Origin of the sequence: Collinsella aerofaciens, assembly GCF_018785245.1 — a bacterium.
In the GTDB taxonomy this organism is placed as follows: Bacteria; Actinomycetota; Coriobacteriia; order Coriobacteriales; family Coriobacteriaceae; genus Collinsella; species Collinsella aerofaciens_AD.
On sequence record NZ_WQPL01000005.1, the window covers coordinates 41,850 to 65,035 of the forward strand.

The following is a 23,186-nucleotide window of genomic DNA, read 5'->3' on the forward strand; positions in this document are numbered from 1 at the left end:
TATCTACTACGTTTAAGCCGCAGAGGTCAACCATAGCCGGCTATTTTGAAAATCGATAAGCTCTCTACCAGCGGTTTTGTTTTTGCACTTTTCAGCATGGTCTGGGCTCTCCGCGTTAACGTAGTAGATGGGCCCCTTTTGTGGCAAGGGGCCGACTTGCGGCTCAGGGTAGCCAAAAAAGCCCCGTCCCAAAAAGACTGTTGGAAGTTGCGGTGGAATAGTTCCTGTTTTTGCTGCTGAAGGCTTTGAGCAGGAACTATTCCACCGCAACTTATGAGGGGGCGGGGGATGCGATAGTATTACGTGGTGATATTCGACAAACCGTGGGCTTCATCCGAGGGCTTTATGGAACAACACCAGCATTATCAGAGCCTGCAAGATCAGGCATACAACGCATTGCGCTCCAAGATCATCTATGCCGAGCTTAGGCCCGGCACACGCCTTTCGGCGATTGGTCTGGAAAAGGAGACGGGAATCGGGCGCACGCCCATTCGCGAGTCTTTTGTGCGCTTGCGTGAGCAGGAACTGGTGGAAACGCGTCCCAAAAGCGGCACCTATGTCTCAAAAATCAGCATGGAGCGCGCCGAGAACGCCTGTTTCTTGCGTGAGAAGCTCGAGAGAAGCGTGCTTATTAAATGCTGTTCGGCTTCCTCGCCCGAGCAAAAGCAGCGGCTTGAGCAGATTCTTACCGAGTCCGAGTCGCTCGACCATAGCGAAACGCGTCGTTTCTTTGACCTGGACAACCTGTTCCATGAGACGTGTTTTGAGATTGCTGGCCGTCACATGTTGTGGGATTGGATGAAGAGCATCAACACGCATTTTGAGCGATACAACTGGTTGCGTATGGTGTCGCAGGATTTGGATTGGGAGCCGATTCGTCGTCAGCACCGTCGGATTTTGGAGGCCATTAAGGAAGGCGACACCGATACGGCGAGCTATCTGGCAGAGACGCACTTGCACCTGATGCCCGAGGAGCAGGGCCCGGTTATCGCCCTGCATCCCGACTATTTTGAGCTGTCTAAAGACTCGTCTATTTAGCCCATCATCGCATCTGCTCGAGACGCAAAAACGACGCTGCTCACCTACAGCGTTTTGCAACCGAGATTTTTAAAAAAATGCCTAAAATGGCTCAGACCGCCGACAATTGGGAAACGGGGTGCGTTATGGCGCAGATGAGAATCAAGGACATTGCCGCCGAGGCGGGCGTGAGCCCGGCCACGGTCTCGCGCTATCTCAACAACCGCCCCGGGCAAATGACCGAGGAAACCCGTGCTCGCATCGCGGCGGTTATCGAGCGCACCGGCTATCGCCCACGTGCCGCCGCGCGCAATCTACGCAGCTCGCGCACCAACCTCATCGGCGTGATCCTGGCCGACATCGCCAACCCGTTCTCGAGCGCCATGCTCGAGGGCCTTTCCGCCAGCGCCGCGGCGCGCGGCTGCTCGCTCATGACGGCCATTAGCGGCAACGATCCCGCCAAGGAGGCCGAGTCGCTCACCAGACTTATCGATGCCGGCGTGGACGGTCTGGTCGTCAACACCTGCGGAGGCAATGACGAGGCGATCGCCGCGGCAGCGGGACGTCTGCCCGTCGTGCTGCTCGACCGCGACGTTGCCGACGGCGGTGTTGACCTGGTGACATCTAACAACCGTGAGCTGGTCGCCGGCTTGGTAGACGCCTTGGCAGCTGCGGGCAGCGAGCGTCTGTGCCTGCTCACCGAGGCAAGCGACGATAGCCCCGTGCGTCGAGAGCGCGCCGAGGCCTTTGCCGACGAGCTTTCGCGCCGCGGCCTTGCGGGCGAGGTCGTCACCCTGGCCGACGGTGGCGCCACGGGCGTCGGTCGCTTGGACGAGACCATCCGCGGCTATGCAGGCAAAAAGCTCGGCCTCATTGCCGTCAACGGCCTGGTTTTCCTGCGTCTGACCGAGGCGCTGGCGCAGCTTGGTCCCTCGCTGCCGGCGGGTCTCAAGATCGCAACGTTTGACGACTATCCCTGGAATCACGTGCTCTTTGGCGGCGTGACCACGGCCGCGCAAGACACCCTTACCATTGCCGAGCGCGTGGTCGAGCGCCTGTCCGAGCGCATCGACGTCGTCACCACCACGGTGGGCGAGGCCGCAAAGCTCGCCCCCAAGCGTATCGAGGTCCCCGGCCACATCGAACACCGCGCCTCAACCTCGCGCTAGCCGCTCGTTCGCAACCGCCTGCTCGCGCACGTTTTTTGAGCGCTTGATACGCTTTAACCCTGCGGAAACATTTTTCTGCGATAGTATCTGCGATATAGACCAGTCGAAACCCGCCCGAAAGAAAGGGGAGCGACATGAACCAGCAGAACATCGATTACGTACTCCGCTCCGTAGAGCAGCGTGACATCCGCTTTGTGCGTCTGTGGTTTGTCGACATTCTCGGCCGCCTCAAGAACTTTGCCATTAGCCCCGAGGACCTCGAGGTCGCTTTTGAGGAGGGTATTGGCTTTGACGGCTCCGCCATCGAGGGCTTTGCCACGCCCGAGGAAGCCGACATGCTCGCATTCCCCGATGCTTCGACCTTCCAGATTCTGCCGTGGCGCCCGAGCCACAACGGCGTCGCCCGCGTGTTCTGCGACGTGTGCACTCCCGATCGCAAGCCATTTGCCGGCGACCCGCGAGATGCCCTGCGCCGCATGTTCCACAAGGCCGAGAAGGCTGGCTATCTGCTTAACGTGGGCGCCGAGCTGGAGTACTACTACTTCCCCGACGAGCACACCCCCGAGCCGCTCGACAACGTGGGCTACTTCGATCTTTCGGTGAGCGATGCCGCTCGCGACCTGCGCCGCAACACGGTCCTCACGCTCGAGAAGATGTCCGTGCCCGTGGAGTACACCTTCCACGCCGCCGGCCGCTCGCAGCACGGCATGAGTCTGCGCCACGCCGAGGCCCTGAGCATGTCCGACGCCATCACCACGGCCAAACTCATCATTAAGCAGCAGGCCTACGAGAGCGGTTGCCACGCCTCCTTTATGCCCAAGCCGTTGGCAGGCGAGGACGGCAGTGCTATGTTCCTGTGCCAGTCGCTATTCGACCACGACGGCAACAACGTCTTTTGGGGCGAGGACGACGAGAGATACCATCTCTCCGACATCGCCAAACACTACATGGCCGGTATCCTGGCGCACGCGCGCGAGATCAGCGCCATCACCAACCCCACGGTCAACTCCTACAAGCGCATTACTACCGGCGGCGACTCCGTGCCGCAGTACGCCACGTGGGGCCTGCGCAACCGCGCGAGCATGGTCCGCATCCCGGTCTACAAGCCCGGCAAGCAACTGTCCACGCGCATCGAGCTTCGCAGTCCCGACCCCATGGCCAACCCGTATCTGGTCAACGCCGTCACGCTGGCGGCTGGTCTTGACGGCATCGAGCGCAAGCTGGAGCTCCCGCCCGAGGCCACGGCCGAGACGCTCAAGCTCACCGACCGTCAGATGGTCGAGGCCGGCTACACGCCGCTGCCGCGCTCGCTCAAAGAGGCGCTCGACGTGTTTGAGGACTCGCAGTTTATGAAGGATGCCCTCGGCGAGCACATCCACAGCTTCTTCCTCAAAAAGAAGCGCGCCGAGTGGCATAAGTTTGAGTCTACGATCACCGAGTGGGAGATTAAGCACTACCTGGCGAACTCCTAATCGCGCTGGCTTGTTCCAGTACGGTTGAGCTCATTTCTTTGGAGGCCGATATGTCCGAAAAGAGTGCCCTGTTCATGGCGCGCACGACGCGCTTCCACGAGTTTGCCCGCAGCTTGACGACCACCCTGGGTGTCGAGGTGAGTCTGGCCACCCCTGATTCGCCGACTGCGGCGCACGACTTTGACCTGCTGATTCTCGATTCCGATGGCATCCGCAGCGACCGCATCGATCAGATTGCCAAATGGCTCGACGACCGCGGCGGCGTTCCCATGCTGGTGATCGTCGACGACGAGGCGCTCGGTACCTTGCGTCTGCCGAACCACGCGCATGCCGACTTTGTATGCCCCACGGCGACGCCCAACGAGCTCAAGGCTCGTGCGCAGCGCCTGATGGGCGAGGAGGAGACCGTCGCCGCCGACGATGTGCTCAATATCGATAACCTCGAGATCAACTTGGCAACCTACCAGGTGACGCTCGATAACGAGCCCATCGACCTGACGCTGATGGAGTACTCGCTGCTGAGCTTTTTGGCGACGCATCCCAACCGCGCCTACAGCCGCGAAGTGCTGCTGCACCGCGTGTGGGGCTTTGAGTACTGCGGCGGCACGCGCACCGTCGACGTGCACATTCGACGCATTCGCTCCAAGGTGGGCCCGCAGATCGCGGCACACATCACCACCGTCCGCGGCGTGGGCTATCTGTTTAAGGACTAGATTTCCACCACAAAGGGGACAGGCACCTTCGTGGTGGTTTTGACGCAGGCCGGGTCCTTTTGGGTCTGCAGCAGAACTTAAGCCTTCCTAAAAGATTGCGTTCTCATACACGTTCGCCCGCATATTGGGGTACAACTCAACGTGAACAATGATGGCCCGCCACATGTTTGGCGGGCCTTTGGTTATTAGACGAAAGGATCGCAGCTATGAGCGAGAACGATTCCCAGCGTCCCCAGGACGCTGGCAACGCCGGCGAGACCCAGCAGCAGCCGCGTGTGCAGGTGGAGTCGACGCCTGCCGGCAGCAACATTCCCTACGTGCAGGCCTACGACACGCAGACCGGCAAGCCGCTGGGCGGTGCGCAGGTCGTGAACAAGCACACGGTGGTCAAGACCAAGACCAAAAAGCTGCCGATCTTTATTACAGCGCTTGCCGGCTGCGCCTGCGGAGCCTTGCTGGTCATTGCGCTCATTATGAGCGGCACGCTCGATATCGGTGGCGGCAAGAATGCCGTGACGGCGAGCGCATCTGGCTCGTCGACGCAAAAGATTACGATCGACTCCGAGGACACCACGCTGGCCGAGGCCGTTTCTGCCAAGGCATTGCCCTCTGTGGTTTCCATTACCGCCACTTCGAGCGGCAGCCAGAATGGCTCGCTTTCGCAGTCTGCCGACGAGTCGGACAGCTCGGGCAGCGTCGGCTCGGGCGTGGTGCTCGATACCGAGGGCCACATCCTTACCAACAACCACGTGGTCGACGGCTATGACCAGTACGTGGTGACCATGGACGACGGCACCACCTACGAGGCCGAGTTCGTGGGCAACGACGCCTCGAGCGACCTGGCCGTCATCAAGCTCAAGGATGCCGATGCCTCCAAGCTCACGCCGATCGAGATCGGTGACTCCTCCAAGCTCAACGTGGGTGAGTGGGTCATGGCGATCGGCTCGCCGTTCGGCAACGAGCAGTCTGTTTCCACGGGCATTGTGTCGGCGCTGTATCGCTCCACGGCCATGAGCTCTACCAGTGGCAACACCATCTATGCCAACATGATCCAGACCGATGCCGCCATCAACCCGGGCAACTCCGGCGGCGCGCTCGTCAACGACAATGGCGAGCTTGTGGGTATTAACTCGCTCATCGAGAGCTATTCGGGCTCCAGCTCGGGCGTGGGCTTTGCCATTCCGGTTAACTACGCCAAGAACATTGCCGACCAGATTATCGACGGCAAGACGCCGGTGCATCCGTACATGGGCGCTACGCTTTCGAGCGTCAACGCGCTCAACGCCCGCACCAACAAGCTGAGCACCGATAGCGGCGCGTATGTGGCGAGCGTCGTCGAGGACGGTCCTGCTGCCAAGGCCGGCATTCAGGAGGGCGACGTCATCACCAAGCTGGGCGATGACGAGATCACGAGCGCCGATGGCCTGATCATCGCACTGCGCAGCCACGAGGTGGGCGAGAAGGTCGAGATCACGCTCGTGCGCGGCAAGGAAGAGAAGAAGGTCACCGTCGAGCTGGGCTCCGATGAGGAGCTGCAGAACCAGCAGCAGGACGACAGCGCGACCGACACCGGCAACGGCGGTATTACCGATGAGCAGCTGCGCCAGTATCTGGAGGAGCTGTTGGGCCAGCAGGGCCAGGGCCAGGGCCAGGGTCAAGGCTACGGTCAGGGTTTCTAACGAGCCGTATCGCATATATCGAAACCAGAGGGGCTGTCCCATCAACGCGGGACAGCCCCTCTTTTCTTATTGATCCGTTGGGGACGGAGGAAAACGGATCACTTGTGGCTGGCATGAGGCCTGGTTCGTAATGGTCTGGACAGTTAGTTCAGATACGTATAAATCTGGGGCAGCTTGGGATGCGTTTTGAGCAATTTTTGATTGGGATGGGGCTCGGATGGGTGTTTGGAAGGGAGAGTGGGACGTTTACATGGTCTCGAGGAACCCAAAATTAGTCGAAACAGAGGTGTTTGTGCCCGATCCAGCTCTAGGATTTATACGTATCTGAACTAACTGTCCACCCCAGTCTGGCGGCTGCCGATTCGGTGCGGTTGGAAAGGGCGATTTGGCTCCATCGCGACCGGTGGTACTCTTGTATCCGTTTGAAATCGAGCGAAGGAGTGCCGCTATGGAGCAATCGAGCCTGTTTGGTGACGGCGTGGACATCGATACCGAAACGCCCGCGAGCGCGGATGCCGCCGTACCGACCGACGCCCGTGCCCAGGCGGCAGCGCGCGCGGCCGAGCTGCGCCACGAGCTCGACTACCACGCCTATCGCTACTACATGCTCGACGCGCCCGAGATCACGGACGCCGCCTTTGACAAAATGCTCGTTGAGCTGCAGGAAATCGAGGCGACCTACCCCGACCTGGTGACGCCCGACAGCTATACCCAGCGCGTGGGCGGCTACGTGAGCGAGCAGTTTACGCCGGTCACGCACATGGCACGCATGTATTCCATGGACGATGCCATGGACCTGGACGAGCTCGACGCATGGCTCCAGCGTACCGAGGATGCGCTCGGCGCCGGTAGCGTCACCTATACCTGCGAGCTCAAGATCGACGGCCTGGGCGTGGCCCTTACCTACCAAAACGGCACCTTCGTACGCGCAGCCACACGCGGCGATGGCACCACGGGTGAGGATGTGTCGCTCAACGTGCGCACCATCAAGGATGTGCCCATGCACCTGTCCGAGCCGGCGCTCGCCCACATGGGTGCCGACCGTGAGCGTACCATCGAAGTACGCGGCGAGGTCTATATGCCCAAGGGCAGCTTTGTGCGCCTGAACGAGGAGGCCGATGCCGAGGGACGCGACCCCTTCGCCAACCCGCGCAACGCCGCTGCAGGATCCCTGCGCCAAAAAGACCCCAAAGTCACGGCGCGCCGCGACCTGGCCACCTTTATCTATGCCATCGCCGATACCGATCCGCTGCACGTCCACAGCCAGCGCGAGTTCCTCGACTGGCTGCGTAGCGCCGGCTTTAGCGTCAACCCCAACGTGGCTCGTTGCGCCACACCGGCCGAGGTCCACGAGTTCTGCGCCCAGGCGCTCGAACATCGCGGCGACCTGGACTACGACATCGACGGCGTGGTCGTAAAGGTCGACAGCTTCCAACAGCAGCTTGACTTGGGCTTTACCGCCCGCGCACCGCGCTGGGCCATTGCCTTTAAGTTCCCGCCCGAGGAAAAGCAGACCATTCTGCGCGAAATTCGCATCCAGGTGGGCCGCACCGGTGTGCTCACGCCGGTCGCCGAGTTCGACCCGGTGACGGTCGCCGGCTCCACCATCGCGCGCGCCACGCTGCACAACATCGACGAGATCCGCCGCAAAAACGTGCGCGAGGGCGACACTATCATCGTGCACAAGGCGGGCGACGTGATTCCCGAGGTTGTGGGCCCGGTGCTCGATAAGCGCCCGGCCGATTCGGTCGACTGGTACATGCCCGAGGTCTGCCCCGTGTGCGGCAGCCCTGTGGTCCACGAGGATGGCGAGGTCGCCTACCGCTGCGTGTCCATCGACTGTCCCGCACAGCTCAAGGAACGTCTGCTGCACTGGGTGAGCCGCGGCTGCATGGACGTCGACGGCCTGGGCGACGAGATCGTCGACAAGATGATCGCCGCCGGCCTGATCCACGATGTCGCAGACTTCTACCAGCTCACGGTCGATGACATCGCAGGCCTGGACACGGGGCGCACCTATGCCAGTTCCAACAGCAAAAAGGGCGTCAAGAAGGGCGACCCCATTCCGGTAGGCCTCAAGACGGCTGAGAAAATCATCGCCGAGCTCAACAAGTCCAAGAGCCAGCCGCTCGGTCGCGTGCTGTTTGCCCTGGGCATCCGCCACGTGGGCAAGAGCGTGGGCGAGGTTATCGCCGAGCGATTCCTGTCGATTGATAAGCTCATCTTGGCGAGCGAAGAGGACATCGCCGAGTGCGAGGGCATCGGTCCCAAGATTGCGGCGAGCGTCAAGCAGTTCCTGGCCGTTCCCGAAAACCTTGCCGTCCTGGAGCGCCTGCGCCAGGCGGGTCTGTCGCTCGAGGTCGACCTGGGTGCCGCACACGCGCAGGCCGCAGCCGATGCCGGCGTGGCAGGCGAGCTCGCCGACGCACAGCCGCTCGCGGGTTTGACCTTCGTGCTCACCGGCACGCTTGTCAACCGCACCCGCGACGAGGCGGGCGCGGCGCTCAAGGTGCTTGGTGCCAAGGTCTCGGGCAGTGTTTCAAAGAAGACGAGCTATCTGGTCGCTGGCCCCAAAGCGGGCTCCAAGCTCACCAAGGCTGAGCAGCTGGGTGTGCCCGTGCTGGATGAGGACGCACTCGAGCAAATCTTGGCTACCGGTGAGGTGCCGGAGGCTTAGCGCATCGATAACCAAATTGAAGATCCGCCCGGAAAGCATGATTGAACTGCCTTCCGGGCGGTTCTTATTTGGACGGGGCAACCGGCACCGTGATCTGCGTCACGTAGGTCGCTGGGTCGTCGCTGATGATGTCATCGATAAGGGCAATCTCGCGTGAGGGACCGGCGGGTGTCAGGCCTTGCTCGCGCATATAGCCGAGTAGCTGCTCATAGCGCGGGCCTGCTTGCCCGTGCGTGCCGCGGAAGCTTATGGTCAGGCAGCGCGCGGCGGGTCGCGTCTCGACGTCGCCCATGTACTCATCGGTGTCATCGAGCAGCAAAAAGACCTCGTCGTAGCCATCAAAGTCGCCGGCGGCCAGGCGCTCGGCGCCAATCCCGACGCCCAAGTTGCCCAGGAAGACAAAGGTCTCGTGCTGGCCCTTCTGCAGTTGACGAATTTGCCACTCCAATGCATAGGCGTCGGTGGGGTTGACGCGTTCACGCAACACGGCGCAGCGGAGCTCGGGCGCATCGATTGTGCAAATGGTGTCGAGCTCGGTGTTCAGGGCATCGTGCAGCAGGGCAAGCCGGTTATCGATCTTGCGCGACACGCGCTCCAGCTCTCGGCGCTTGCGCTCGATGAGCTCCTGCTGCTGAGCCAGCTGCCGCTGCATAAGGTCCACATCGCGCGTGGTCACAAACTCACGGATCTGCGCCAACGGCAAGTCGAGAACACGCAGGTGGCTGATGGTGTTGAGGGTGGAGAGCTGCCGCGATCCGTAGTAGCGATATCCACTTGCCGGATCGATGTGCGCCGGGTCCAGCAAGCCCATCTGCTCGTAATGACGTAGCGTCCCCACGCTCAGGTTAAACAAGCGCGCAACTTCGCCAATGCGGAGCAGGCCCTCAGTATGTTCAGTTGGCGAGTCGGTCACAGGACCGCTCCTTTCAATAGGGTCGGGGAGGGGCGCCAGACTCGCGTCGCCCCGCTACGCTGCCAACTTGTCAAAAGCCCCGCGCCGGTTGAGCACGGTAAACGCGACAACACAGATGACTGCCGACAAAATCGATCCGCACGGCGAAGCGATGCCCATGGGAAACAGCGTGTCGGAATAGGCGTTTGACAGCAGCCACGCGCCCGGCACGCGAATGAGCGCCACGGCCAGCACGTTGTGCGCAAAGCCGATGTAGCTCTTGCCGTACGCAGCGAAAAAGCCGCTAAAGCAAATGTGGATGCCGGCAAAGATTGCATCGAAAATATAGCTGTGCATATAGCCGGTACCGGCGGCGACCACCGCGGGGTCCTTGGCAAAAAAGCCGATAAACGCCGGCGCCACCAGCCACATCAGCACCGTGATCAGGCAGCCGTACAACACCGAGATCGTCATGGCGTCCTTGAGCGCCTGACGTGCACGGTCGCCCTTGCCTGCTCCGGCGTTTTGCGCCGTGAGCGCGCTGACGGTGGCGCCCATGGAACTCGGCACAATGAACAAAAAGCTGATCATCTTCTCGACCAGGCCCACGGCGGCGGCGTCGACGAGCCCTCGATGGTTGGCGATGACGGTGATAAACATAAACGCCACCTGGATGCAGCCGTCCTGCACGGCCACAGGCACGCCGATCTTAAGAATGCTGCCGAGCACCTCGGGCTGGGGGCGCAGGTCGCTGCGCTTAACGTGGATGTTCGTGCGGCGGCTCTTGAGCCACACGAGCGCGAGGACAACGCTTGCCGTCTGGGCGGTTACTGTGCCGAGTGCCGCACCCACGGGGCCGAGCCCCATGTGGCCGATAAACAGAAAGTCGAGCGCGATGTTGATGATGCATGCCACGCCAATCACGTACATGGGCGAGCGCGAATCGCCCAGCCCGCGAAAGATGGCCGAGAGAATGTTATATGCGGCGATAAAGGGAATGCCCATAAAGCAGATACGCAGGTAGGCGGAGGTGCCTTCGACCGCCTCGGCCGGCGTGCCAATGAGTGCCACGATTTGCGGGCACAGCGCGAGCAGGACAGCGGCCAGCACCACCGAGACGCCCATAAAGAGCGTGATGGTGTTACCGATGGCGGTCTCGGCGCGGTCAAACCGACGCGAGCCCACGGCGTGGCCGACGATGACCGTCGTTCCCATGGCCAGGCCCACGAGCGTCACGGTAATGATATAGAGCGTCTGCGCGCCATTGCCTACGGCGGTGATGCCGGCAGCGCCGCTAAACTGCCCCATCATGTACAGGTCGGCCATACCGTAGAGCATCTGCAAAAAGTACGAGAGCATATAGGGCAGGGCAAAGACCGCGATGGTCTTAAGGACATTGCCGCGTGTGAGGTCGTGTTCCATGGGCGGGGCTTTCTGGCTGGGTTTGTTTCCGTACCAGTGTAGTGAAAACCCTACAACGATTGTAGAGTCAAGGATTGTGTTGGCAGTGGGGCGAAATAAGTGAGCCTGTATTCATTTCCATTTGAATACGGGCATGCGCCGCGTAGGCTTAGCGCCCCTCACCTCGCCTCAAACCATCACAACATTCGACGTTTTTTGCCAAAAACGGGAAAAGCATCGAATGTTGTGATGGTTTTTCTGCCACTCGATCGGGTGGAATCGCTTTCTTGCGCACGAAGGTGTGCGGACCCGTGGGCAGGGGAATAAGGTTGGTTATCCGACTCCATTGGAGGGCTCATGGACCTGCCGATCGTCCTGTCCCATAAGACTGCCTGGCTGTACCACAACGTGGCGCGCCCGTCCGAGCCGCTCTCGCGAGCAAGCAGCCTATACGATGAGGACTCGCTTGCTAACGAGGCGGAACCGACCGCGAACCTGCCCAAATTGGGACTCGATGCCAAGGGGCTGAGGGCTTCAACGGCAGTTGGGATCGTTACCGACTATCTGGTTTCGCTCGGTATTCCACGAGAAGAGCTCGATCATATCGACACGCTCGTCAACTTCGATTTTGAGCGCTCGACGCCGGCTGGATTTAGGTGCCACGTGTTTGGGGCGCCGGTACCTCCAGGCCATCTTATCGAGGTGGCAGAGGGCCTTCTGGTGGTTGATGAGGCCATGTGCTTTGTCCAAGCGGGTTCGTGGATGAGCGAGCCCGAGCAGCTGGAATATGGCTACGAAATCTGTGCCCGATACCATTTGAATCATCTGTCGACAGGCGATTATATCGAGATGGGGCAGAGGTATACCGTTGCCGACTTGATCGCCTATTGCAATGAGAACCGATCTCGTCAGGGGGCTATACGCGCGGCCGCCGTGCTCAAGCGCGTGCACGATGGCGCGCGGTCGCCCATGGAGACGGCCACCGCAATCATGGTCGTAGCAAAACGTTCCCAGGGCGGGCTGGGATACGCCAAGATCGAGCTCAACCATCGGGTCGATGTTCCCAACGAGTTCAAGTATCTCGTAAAGGCCGGGTATTTCGAGATCGACGTATATGCGCCTGCGAGCGGTACGGGGATTGAATACAACGGCTCGGACCATCTTGATAAACAGCGCAGCGCGTCGGATGCGGAGCGTATGACCGTGCTGAGCGCGCTGGGCTTTAGGATGATCGTCCTCACCGGGACTCAGTTTGCCCATCAGTTGCAATTGCATCGGGCGATGAACGCCATCGCGCTCGCTATGGGCCTTAAGTGCGACCGAAGCGAAGCGTTCCAGAAACGTCAGAACGACCTGCGAGAATTTGTGATTCGGCACTGGGACGGCGGCCTTTAGGGGCGTTCCGGCCCTTCTACGGGGTGCCGTGGGCAGACAAACCATCACAACATTCGACGTTTTTTGCCAAAAACGGGAAATGCATCGAATGTTGTGATGGTTTGCGCTGAGGATGGGCTCGGGAGGCCGGTCTTGTTCGAAGTGACCTGTCCTGTCGTACGGGTGTCGGCATGATTCTCTCGTGGGGTATTATGTTTTCCGAAGAATAAAACGCCGCGTGAGGGGAGGGCTGCGTGGACGGGCACATGCAACATGACGGCTTTGGCCGCGATATCAACTACCTGCGCATTGCCGTTACCGACAAGTGCAATTTCCGCTGCATTTACTGCATGCCGGCCGATGGCGTGGCGCCCCGCGCGCACGACGAGCTGCTCAGTGCCGAGGAAATCGCCCGCTTTGTGCGCCTGGTGGCGGGGGAGGGCATTCGCCGCGTACGCCTGACGGGTGGCGAGCCGCTGGTCAGCCGCCGTATCATCCCGCTTATTCGTGACATCCGCGCGATCCCGCAGATCGAGGACATCTCGCTTACCACCAATGGCGCCCTGCTGCCCAAGCTGGCACCGCAGCTCAAAGATGCCGGTCTTAACCGCGTTAACATCTCGCTCGACACGCTCGACCCCGCGCTCTTTGGAAAGATCACGCGCCTGGGCCGGCTCGAACAGACCATGGCTGGCATCGACGCGGCGCTGGCTTGGGGCTTTGAGCCCGTAAAGGTCAACTGCGTTGTTGTGCGTCGGCTCAACCAGGATGTGACGGCCCTCGCACGGCTGACCGTCGACCGCCCCATCCACCTGCGCTTTATCGAATATATGCCCATCGGCGACGAGTGCACGAGCTCGCATTGCGCCGTGGACCCGCATGCGCCCGCACTCAATCCCGAGCTGTGGGACGCGAGCGACACCGTGCCGAGCGACGAGCTGCGGGCGCGCATCAATGCCGGGGCCGCCGCGGCGGGAATGGGCGAGCTCGAGCCGCTCGGCATCAACGACGCTCCTGCTGGTGCGGGCCCCGCGCGCTATTGGCACTTTCCGGGCGCGGCGGGAACGGTTGGCTTTATTAGCGCCATGTCCAACCATTTTTGTGCGAATTGCAACCGTCTGCGCCTGACGGCCGATGGCAACGTGCGTCCGTGCCTGTTTAGTGATGCAGAGTATTCGGTGCGTGAGGCGCTGCGCCGTGGTGATGATATGCAGGTACTTTCGATTTGGCGCGATGCCGTGGCCCACAAACCGCAGGAACACGCGATAATTGAGGGCACGCAACGATTTATGTCCCAAATCGGAGGATGATCATATGGCCAAGAGCAGGTACGCCGATGCCACCAAGGCCGCTCGCAGGGCCGCGATGTCTGCCCACAAAGTCACGGCTGCGGCGAATGCTGGCAACGCCGACGCGTCCGCGCAGCCGACTGCCAGCGCTGCCACCGAGCCCGCCCGCGACGCCTGTCGCGACGAGCTGACGCACGTGGACGCCAAGGGCGAGGTGCGCATGGTCGATGTGTCTGACAAGGCCGAGACCCATCGCATCGCCATCGCCGAGGGCACCATCCTCATGCATCCCGAGACGCAGGCCATGGTGCTGCAGGACCGCGCCAAAAAGGGCGATGTGCTCGCCTGCGCGCGCGTGGCGGGCATTATGGCCATCAAACGCACGAGCGACATCATTCCCATGTGTCATCCGTTGCTCATTACCAAGAGTAAGTGCGACATTGCGCCCATCGCTCCGGCGGGGACGCCGACCGAGGACGTGCCCGAGGGCTGGGCGCCGGCGCGCGCGGACGGGCAGGTTGGCTTTCACGTGCTGGTTACGGCCGGCGTGACGGGCAAGACGGGTATCGAGATGGAGGCCCTGACCGGCGCGAGTGCCGCGTGCCTAACGATTTATGACATGTGCAAGGCGGTCGATCGCGGCATGGAGATCGTCGACGTGCGCCTGCTGCACAAGGAGGGTGGCCGCTCGGGCGTGTGGGATCGTGCAGAGCGTCAGGCCGCTGCCGTTGAGGCCGTGGCCGCTGACGGTGCCACGCTCGCAAGCGCGCCCGTCGCCGTCGCGCCTGCGGCTCCGGCCCCGGCTGTCCCTGCGATCGCGTTTATCGGCTACCAAAACTCGGGCAAGACCACGCTCGTCGAGAAGGTCATTGCCGAGCTCACCCGCCGCGGCCTGCGTGTGGGTTCGCTCAAGCATCATGGGCATCACGGCTTTGATATCGATGTGCCCGCTAAGGACACCTGGCGCCATCATCAAGCCGGATCCAAGCACGTGGGCCTCATCTGCGCCACGCGCTGGGCAGAGTACGCCGACACGCGCGAGGAGGACGAGATGCCCGCGCGCGAGCTACTGTCGCGCTACAACGATGTCGACGTGGTGATCATCGAGGGCTACAAGACCGAGGGCTTCGACAACATCGTGGTCGCGCGCTCCGGTGTCGACCGTCTGCGCGGCAAGAGCTCGCTCGACCTGGTCGACGGTCACACGCTGGCCCTTGCCTGCAACGAAGCCCTGGCGCGTCAGGCCTTCGACGCCGGCTTCGCGACCCGAGCCATCAACATCAACGACGCCCGAGCCATCTGCGATCTCATCCAAGACCATCTGGCCTAAAACCTACCAAATAGGGACAGGTTTATTTTGGTAGGTTTTATCTGGGCAAACGTCACTTCCACCACAAAGGGGCCAGGCACCTTTGTGGTGGTTTTTGTTTAAGTAGATGTGTGGGACATGCCTTACAATCTACCAAGTAGTTCATGACGGGCGAAAAACGGAGAGAAGGGGCTCTTGATGCGTCCTTAATGTTTCGTGCGAATAGATTGATTTGACAGACGGTGGCGAATGCCCGCCGTCCGCATTCGTATGAAACAAGGAGTCTCCATGCTCGCCCCTCTTTTCTCAAAGCCTCAATCATCGCTGTCCGTGCAGGCCAAGCGCCTGGTGGCGATGCGCTTTCTCATCTACACCGGTTTTCAGACCAGCTACTTCATCGGCGTCATCGGAACGCTCACCTATGCAGACGATGCTTCGGTCGTGGCGACATCGCTGGCCGTCCTGTTTATGAACGTATTCGTGATCTTGGGATCCTTTGCGGGCGGTGCGGCGCTCGACGCCTGGGGTCCGTGCCGGCATTTCTTGCTGAGCATCGTGGGCACGCTGGCAACCAGCGCGGCGATCCTCGTTTTTGGCAGCGCGACCGGCATCGTCCTGCTCGGCGCGGTGCTCCTGGGCTTTGTGATGGGGTTCGCCCAGCCCATTGCCACGTCCTATCCGGCCTACCTCACCAACGACCCCGTCGAGCTCAAAGACATCAACTCTGCCATCGCCATGTTTTCAAACGTGAGTATCATCGTTGGCCCCACGCTGGGCGGCTTTGTCGCGGCTGCTGCGTCGTCGCGCGCGGTGTTTGTGCTCATGATGCTCTTTACCGTGCTGGCGCTCGTCGCCGGTTGGGGCTTTAGGCCGAAGACCAGCCATGTCGCCGGGGATGCGGATGCCGATTCGACAGAGGAAGGGGAGCGTGCGGGACAAAGCTCCAACCCCAGCACGTCCGCCCGCGCGACCATCGCGACCAGCATCAAGACAGTCTTCACCAACAGCGTCCTCGCCCTACTGTTCTGCATCATCTTCCTCTCGAACTTTGGCTACGGTGCCTTCGATCCGCTGGAGTCGTTCTTTTACCGCGATGTCCTACACGTCGGTGTCGAATGGATGGGCTGGCTCTCGTCGGCCAGCGGTGTGGGCGCGGTGCTGGGCGCCGTGGCCGCGCTCCGCTTGCCGCCGCACCTGGTCAACCTTAAGACGCTGCTTGTGGCGCTCATGTCCGTGGGTCTGGGAAGCCTGCTCTACGTGGGAACGCCGTACGTGGGCGTAGCCCTTGTCGGCCAGATTGCCCTGGGCGTGGCCTGGGGCGTCGTCAACCCGCTCCACAACACCATCGTGCAAACGACGGCTCCGCTCGAGCAGCTCGGCCGCGTGAACTCGGTCATGGGCTTTGGCAACATGTTCGCCGGCGTGGCGCCGCTGGCGATTGCCCCGTGGCTGGCGGCGACGTTTGGCGTGCAGCAGACGCTCGTAGGGGCGGGCATGGTCGTGACGGCGGTTCCCGCGGCGTTGCTGCTGTTTGGACGCCGGCATTTTGATCGTGCCGCAAGGCAGTAAAAACCATCACAACATTCGATGAAAACCGCGATTTTGCCGAAAAACGTCGAATGTTGTGATGGTTTGCGCCCCAGGCAGGCTACCCTTCGGGCCCGGCCACCACAGAGGGGCCAGGCACCTTTGTGGCGATCGGGTCCCAGCGGCCTGCGCCTTGGTATACCATGTACGCCGTTCACGAATACACCCCACACCGTCGCACAACCCAGAAAGGCCCCCATGGACACCACCTTTAGCCACATCAAAGCCGTGTTCTGCGATATCGACGGCACGCTGCTCACGAGCCAGCACACGGTGTCCCCGCGCACCGTGGCGGCCATCCGCGCCCTGCGCGAGCGCGGTGTGCTCTTTGGCCTGTGCACCGGGCGCGACGCCCACGCGACCGAGGCCATGTACGAGCTCTGGGGCATCGAAGGCCTGGTAGACGTGATGGTGGGCTGCGGTGGCGCCGAGGTCATCGACCGCGCGCACGACATCAACGAGCTGAGCTATCCGCTGCCGGGCGAGACCATCGCGCGCATCTGCAAGCACATGGCGGACCTTCCTGCAACGCCCGTCTGCCCCCGAGACGGCGTGTTCTACGTGCCCGAGAGCAACGCGTGCGTCGAGCACCTGTCGCGCGTCGACGGCGTGCCCTACCAGGTGGTCGATTTTGCCGAGTTCTTGCGCGAGCCGCAGCCCAAGGTGATGTTTACCATGGCGCCCGAGGTAATGCCGCGGGTGATTGAGCGAGCATCGACGTTTGCCGACGACACTGTTAAGGCGGCGGCTCTACAAACCACGCAGCGGCTCTACGAGTTCATGGATCCGCGCGTGTCCAAGACGCGCGGCCTTGTGCGCGTGGCAGAGCTCAAAGACATGGAGCTCCAGGACATCTGCGTGTTTGGCGATGCCGATAACGACACCTGCATGGTGGCCGACGCCGGCGTGGGCGTTGCCATGGCAAATGGCAGCGACGCCACCCGTGCCGCCGCCGATTTTGTAACCGCGAGCAACGACGAAGACGGCATCGCGATCTTTATCGAGGAGCATCTGCTGTAGCGCTGGGGGAGAACCACTGCAAAAGGGGACAGGCTCTTTTGCAGTGGCCTCAGGCGATTTGGGCGAATTGATACCAAAAATCTGTGTGAAAATTCAAATATTGTTGTCTGAACATCATGCTTCTAACCACCGATGGGTTTAAGATATTCTCATCAATTTGGTAGGATATTCATCCCGGTTAATGATCTACCGTTCATGGTCGTTTTCGACTGTTCGCAGGATGTTTACTCTTGAGCAAAATGTTGTGCAAATTAATCTAATGCCATTAAAAAATGATTGGCAACTAAATTACCAGTAGAAACAAAAAATAAATAGCGAATAAACGAAGGTAAATCTGAGAAAATGTCAAGAGAATTGAGAATTCGCTACAAAATTGTCGGTTTTGTTGCTCAGATGTTCAAACAATCGTTACAATATGGATTACTAAACGTGCGCAATTACAGGTTGCGCAGATACGTTTGATAGTGAAAGAGCAAGATCGCGGTCTCTTGGGGAGGAGACATCGATGAAAGCGAATTCAGACAAATCTAAGCAGAGTAATAAAGCGACGCGCCGTGTACTGGCAGGCGTTTTGTGCGGAGCCTCCGTGTTGAGCCTGGTACTGTCGCTCGTCATGCCCCCGATCTCGCAGGCCATTGCCAACGATGCCCAGGCGGGTGCAGCCGAGGAAACTGTGATGGGGGATTCCTCAAGTGAGCCCACTGATGTAGACAACACTGCCAACGGGGATACCGAAAACCAGAATAGTGACGACACCGAGGGCGACGAGACTGGCGACGACGCTCTCGAGACGGCCCCGTTGTCTGATGACACGGAAGCCGAGAGCGCTGCGCAGCCCGCGGATGATGGACAGTCTGTCTATAAGGTCGCTACTGTTGCAAATGAAGGTGAGGTTCCGGGACTTAAAAAAGATAAGGATGGGTACACGCTGCTGACGAGTGACGGAGACCTGACAGCGTACCTTGCCGCGGGGAACAAGCCCACACAGCTGCGTCTGGCTGCTGATGTTAGTTCGAGCTCGCCGATCACCATCGAACAAGACACTACGATCGACCTTGCGGGTCACAAGCTTTATTACAGCAACGGTAACATTAACAAGGACGACAGAAATTCTGTTTGTACATTTATCACAATTAAAAGTGGCTTTACGCTAACTGTCGATGGTAAGGCGAATGACTCGCGGACTGAAGCTGCCAATGGTGATCCTGATCGGCCAGCAACGATGCAGTTCGATGATGAAAGTGTTCCACAATCACTCACATACTACGTAACTGAAAGCACGCCTAACAGTCTTGGTACAAGCGAAAAGACCTATCAGCACACTGTTACCAATTTCGGCGCTATCGTTGCATGCAAAGCGGGCTTTGTAAATCAAGTCATTTCCGTTCAGGAAGGCGGTACGCTCAACCTTAAGGGTGGCATGATCACAACGCCTCGTACCCTGGGCTACGACGGTCACGTTATTTTCTCTCGGGGCACTGTCAATATTTCTGGCGGGTATGTCACCAACGGTAACGGCGGCGGCTGGGGCGGTGGCATGTGCGTGACGGGCGCAAATGCCGAGCTCAAAATGACCAACGGCGTAATCGCTGCAAACAAGGCTGCTTCTGGCGGCGGTATCTATGCTGACAAAGGCGCCAAACTGAATTTTTCTGGTGGAGTTATTTCGGGTAACGCCACGTATGACGGCGTCTATAACGAAGGCGGGAGTCCCGGCAATGGCTATGGCGGCGGTGTCTTTACCAAAGGCGTCAACGTTAACATCAGTGGTTCGGCCAACATCACAAACAACCGTGTTGATTCGTATATCAACGACTCGAACATTTATAACAAGGGCCTGCTTGGCGGCGGTGGCATTGCATCTGTTGACGGCGGCACACTAACCATGGAGGGCGGCTCCGTTACAGCTAACTACTCCAAAGAAGCCGGCGGCGGTATTTATGCCGGTTTCTGGGACAAAAAAATTCAGTTTACCATGACAGGTGGCACGATTGCGGGCAACGAATCTCTTAACGGCGAGGGCGGCGGTTTGCGTATCGCTGGCGGCAACAACCCTGGTATGCAGGCGAAAATTGAAGCTAGCCCCAATAGCAAGATTTATATCACGAATAACAAGACTATGACGGGCGTAGATTGTGAGCGTGGCGGCAAACGTGGCGGCGACTGGGGCGGTGGCGGTGTCTTTATCCAGAAGGGCGGCAGGCTCAATATTTTCAAGACGCTGATCACTAATAATCGCGCCGGTGGCTGGGGCGGTGGCGTCGGTGCTTGTCCTACGGGCGAGACAATCGTTTCGCACTCAAATGGCGCTGCTATCTATGACAACGCAGATAACGTTGATCAAGATGGCAAAAAGCTGCCAGACCTTGATCAAAATGAACATAAACATCCAGCGTTTCATTATTCCGCTGGCGGCGACAACAAAATTGAAGACCGCGATGAAGTAAATTACGTTACTCATCTCTTCCAAAATTCCGGTCATGAGGATTTCTTCTTGGTCCGTAATAAGACTGGCGCGGATAAGACAATCGCTGTCGTTCTTGGCAAGATGCCCGGTGGCGGCTCGGCTGGCTGGAAGGGCACCCGCGATGGCAAAGAGATTAAGATCGATGCCAACGGCGGCGCCGAGGCTAAGTGGATGTTCGGCCTTGAGGCCCATCCTACCAATCAGGCTAAAATTGATGCACAGTCAGCGGCTACGACCATCATCAGCGGTAACTACTCTTACACCCACGGCGGCGGCATCATGACCAACGGCGACCTCATCGTCGGTGAGGTTACTTCCCTGGATGTGTATCCTGCAATCAAGGTCAAGGCTAACAAGGTCCTCATGAAGGACGGCAAACCGCAAGGCCTCACGGGCCACGGCTATAAGTTCAAGCTGTTGGGTAAAGCCGCCGATTCAGCTGGGGAGCCGTATTGGAATACGGACGGCACGCTTAACGAAAACGGGTGTGAGGCGACGCCCACGGTCAACGTTAATGAAGAAAACGGAGAGATTCTCATTGACACGGGCGCGAACTACCAGTCGGGCAATTACGACCTCTACCTTGTTGAAGTCCCTATCAATGAGGAAGGCACGACCTTTGATAAGGCCATTTACAAAATACATATAAAGGTTGGTACGACACCAGTTAATACGACCAAGCTCTTGGGGATCGATATTAATCGTTATGGAGTTGATAAGAGCGCTTCCACAGTATCCGTTAAAAGGAAAGGCGCAGCGGACTTCACCGAGTGTAAATCTCTTGAGTTCTATAACTGGAGTGTAGATCCGAATGACAGTACAATCTCGACCGTAGAAATCGGCAACAGCTCCAAACCTGCGTTTACGAACGAGCTCCCGCCCTACCAGACCTCGGGCACTTGGACACCTCAGGTGACCAAGAAGGTCGACGGTGGCGAGATGAAGAGGTTCAAGTTCGAGTTGTACACCAAGGATGCCAGTGGCAATGAGAAGGTGCTCAATACCCAATACACTAGTAAGGGGACGGGCAATGAGGCAACGGTGACGTTTGCTGAGCAGACAATTGGCCCACTTGGCGTCAAAGATCTCACTGAAGGCAAAGCAACAGTCACCTACTATATCCGTGAATGTGCCGCCAACGAGAACGAAGGCACCGAGCACGAAGGCTACAAGAACGACACCAAGACCTTCAAGGTTGTGGTGACGGCTCAAGACGACGGCAAAGGTAACCTGGCCTGCACGCCGGCCTACTACGAGGTCGGCGCCAACGGTAATGAGAGCACGAGTTCAACCTCCACCCCCACCTTTACCAACACCTACTCCACCACTCTGCCCCTTTCTGGTATGTCGGGCGTCACTCTGACGTACCTTGCCGGCGCGGCGGTGCTTTGCGCTGCTGCGGCCTGGATGCACATTCGTCGCAAGGCGAATGCGAAGGGGGGCGAGCGTCGTGAATAAGAGAGTTTGCTCCTTCCCGATCTTGTTTGCGCTGCTTGCCCTCCTGATCGGCACCTGCGCGGTTGTGTTCCCCGCATCCGCGCAGGCCGCGCCGACCTCGACCGGTTCCATCACGGTGAGCGGCACCGTGGCGCGCAGCTACGACGCCTGCCAGATCTTTAGTGCCAACGTCGTCGACGGCGACAGCGACGCCAAGATCGCCACCGACCTCGCCTGGGCAAGCGACGCCGTGCGCGACGCCGCGCTGCCTGTGCTGCACAGCGCCGGCATGCCCAAATCCCAGACCACCGCGCAGGAAGCTGCCGAGTGGCTCAACACCGATTCCCACCTTACGAGCGCGCTGAGCGCACAGCTCGCTCGTTCCCTCCAGAGCTCTGGCGCCGTGCCCGTGGCCCTCAATGCGGGCACGGCGGCCGAGCTGCCCTGTGGCTACTGGCTCATCGTCGCCGACGACGAAGCCATTTCCCAGAACGAGGCCGGCACCGCGCCGATCATGGCGCTGGTGGGCGGCAGCGCCGTCACCGTCAAGCCCAAGGCGGCGACCCCCAAGGTGTCCAAGCATGTGCTGGAGGACAGCGCCGCCGCATGGCAGAAGGCCGCCGACGCCACGGTCGCCGACGACCTGTACTGGCGCCTCTCTGCCACGGTCCCGGCGGGTCTTACCGCCTACGACACCTATACGGTGCGGTTCGTCGACACCATGAGCGCGGGGCTCGACCCCTCCAAGGTGGCCGCGAGCATGCGCGTGTACGTGGCGGCGGGCGCGGACGGCGGCTTTGACGCCGTCCAGACCGGCAAGGACGGCCGCGCCGGCACCGAGCCCGCGAAGGGCTGGACCGACATCACGGCCCAGTGCAGGGTCTCGGCCGACGGTAAGACCTTCACCGTGCACACCGGCGACCTCATCGCCGCGCTCGGCGGGGCCGACGCCTTTACCGCGGGCGCCCGCGTGGTCGCCGTGTACAACGCGCCGCTCAACAGCGCGTGCAACCATGGCATCGCGAAGGGCAACCCCAACGAGGTCTACCTGCGCTACCCGCGCTCTCCCTTTGCCGACCAGTCCGGCGACGCCGGCTTCACCCGCACGCCGAGTGACGATGCGTGCGCCTACACCTGGGATCTCGCGCTCACCAAGCGCGGCAGCGACGGCGACAAGCCGCTCGCCGGGGCGGTCCTGAGCATCACCGATGACCGCGGCCGCACACTGGCGGCCGACGGCACGTGGAATGCGGAGGGCAAGGCCACCGTTACCACGGGCGAGGACGGCCGCGTGACCGTCTCGGGCGTGGACTCGGGCAAGCTGGAGGTCCGCGAGCTCAAGGCACCCAAGGGCTACACCGCCTTTGAGGGCACGCGCTCCGTGACGGTCAAGGCCGAGGGCCTGGACGTCGACCAAGTGGCCGCCGCCAAGCCCAAGCTCACCATCACGGCCGAGTCGCCCCTGCGCGCCGACAGCGCGGACGGGTCGATGGGCAGCCTGGAGGCGTCGCTCATCAACACGCCCACCGGCACACCCCCTAGCATTACCACCGGAGGCTTTATGCCCTCGACTGGCGATATGGCAATGTACGCCGCGGCCGCCGCAGCGGTCGCCGGAGCCGCGCTCATCGTGGTCGCGCTCCTGGTCAAGCGGGGAGGTGGCAGCCATAAAGAGTAGCTGGC

The 23,186-nt window shown here is 60.4% G+C and carries 15 protein-coding genes; 13 read left to right on the forward strand and 2 right to left on the reverse strand.

Going from position 1 to position 23,186, the window contains the following annotated elements; all coding sequences use genetic code 11:
• The first annotated feature begins 345 nt into the window (after positions 1-345).
• The 6 genes from GPK39_RS01125 (at position 346) to ligA (ending at position 8,727) form a co-directional block, all read left to right on the forward strand.
• Positions 346-1,038, forward strand: coding sequence for a GntR family transcriptional regulator (locus GPK39_RS01125; RefSeq protein WP_215673455.1), 693 nt, complete (start codon positions 346-348; stop codon positions 1,036-1,038).
• A 125-nt stretch (positions 1,039-1,163) separates the two neighbouring features.
• Complete coding sequence (locus GPK39_RS01130) at positions 1,164-2,186, forward strand: LacI family DNA-binding transcriptional regulator (protein WP_215673456.1); 1,023 nt, start codon at positions 1,164-1,166, stop codon at positions 2,184-2,186.
• A 134-nt stretch (positions 2,187-2,320) separates the two neighbouring features.
• Positions 2,321-3,658, forward strand: coding sequence for a glutamine synthetase family protein (locus tag GPK39_RS01135; protein WP_215673457.1), 1,338 nt, complete (start codon positions 2,321-2,323; stop codon positions 3,656-3,658).
• Between the two features lie 50 nt (positions 3,659-3,708).
• Positions 3,709-4,371, forward strand: a complete 663-nt coding sequence (locus GPK39_RS01140; RefSeq protein WP_118256204.1) for a response regulator transcription factor — start codon at positions 3,709-3,711, stop codon at positions 4,369-4,371.
• A gap of 206 nt (positions 4,372-4,577) precedes the next feature.
• Positions 4,578-6,050, forward strand: coding sequence for a S1C family serine protease (locus GPK39_RS01145; RefSeq protein WP_215673458.1), 1,473 nt, complete (start codon positions 4,578-4,580; stop codon positions 6,048-6,050).
• 448 nt (positions 6,051-6,498) lie between these two features.
• Positions 6,499-8,727 (forward strand): NAD-dependent DNA ligase LigA, encoded by a 2,229-nt coding sequence (ligA, locus tag GPK39_RS01150; protein WP_215673459.1) that lies wholly within the window; start codon positions 6,499-6,501, stop codon positions 8,725-8,727.
• A gap of 64 nt (positions 8,728-8,791) precedes the next feature.
• On the opposite strand, the gene GPK39_RS01155 is transcribed toward ligA, so the two are convergent.
• On the reverse strand, positions 8,792-9,640 hold the full coding sequence (locus tag GPK39_RS01155; protein WP_215673460.1) for a MerR family transcriptional regulator: 849 nt from the start codon (positions 9,638-9,640) through the stop codon (positions 8,792-8,794).
• A 54-nt stretch (positions 9,641-9,694) separates the two neighbouring features.
• Positions 9,695-11,041 carry an MATE family efflux transporter gene (locus GPK39_RS01160; RefSeq protein ID WP_215673461.1) on the reverse strand — a complete coding sequence of 449 codons (1,347 nt, stop codon included), beginning with the start codon at positions 11,039-11,041 and terminating at the stop codon, positions 9,695-9,697.
• 336 nt (positions 11,042-11,377) lie between these two features.
• Between GPK39_RS01160 and GPK39_RS01165 the strand changes: the two genes are divergently transcribed.
• The 7 genes from GPK39_RS01165 (at position 11,378) to GPK39_RS01195 (ending at position 23,181) form a co-directional block, all read left to right on the forward strand.
• Positions 11,378-12,415 carry a hypothetical protein gene (locus GPK39_RS01165; protein ID WP_215673462.1) on the forward strand — a complete coding sequence of 346 codons (1,038 nt, stop codon included), beginning with the start codon at positions 11,378-11,380 and terminating at the stop codon, positions 12,413-12,415.
• A gap of 233 nt (positions 12,416-12,648) precedes the next feature.
• The gene (moaA, locus tag GPK39_RS01170) at positions 12,649-13,704 is read left to right on the forward strand and encodes a GTP 3',8-cyclase MoaA (protein WP_338404367.1); all 1,056 of its coding nucleotides are present in this window, start codon (positions 12,649-12,651) and stop codon (positions 13,702-13,704) included.
• Positions 13,705-13,708: 4 nt separating this feature from the next.
• Entirely contained in the window at positions 13,709-15,013 is a 1,305-nt protein-coding gene (mobB, locus tag GPK39_RS09795) for a molybdopterin-guanine dinucleotide biosynthesis protein B (RefSeq protein ID WP_215673463.1), read from the forward strand.
• Positions 15,014-15,280: 267 nt separating this feature from the next.
• Positions 15,281-16,561 (forward strand): MFS transporter, encoded by a 1,281-nt coding sequence (locus GPK39_RS01180; RefSeq protein ID WP_215673464.1) that lies wholly within the window; start codon positions 15,281-15,283, stop codon positions 16,559-16,561.
• Between the two features lie 216 nt (positions 16,562-16,777).
• Positions 16,778-17,599 (forward strand): HAD family hydrolase, encoded by an 822-nt coding sequence (locus tag GPK39_RS01185; RefSeq protein ID WP_215673465.1) that lies wholly within the window; start codon positions 16,778-16,780, stop codon positions 17,597-17,599.
• Positions 17,600-18,104: 505 nt separating this feature from the next.
• A complete protein-coding gene (locus GPK39_RS01190; protein ID WP_215673466.1) occupies positions 18,105-21,524 on the forward strand; it encodes a Spy0128 family protein in 3,420 nt (1,139 codons plus the stop codon).
• Positions 21,517-23,181, forward strand: coding sequence for a SpaA isopeptide-forming pilin-related protein (locus GPK39_RS01195; RefSeq protein WP_215673467.1), 1,665 nt, complete (start codon positions 21,517-21,519; stop codon positions 23,179-23,181). The genes GPK39_RS01190 and GPK39_RS01195 overlap by 8 nt, the downstream gene beginning before the upstream one ends.
• Positions 23,182-23,186: the final 5 nt, after the last annotated feature.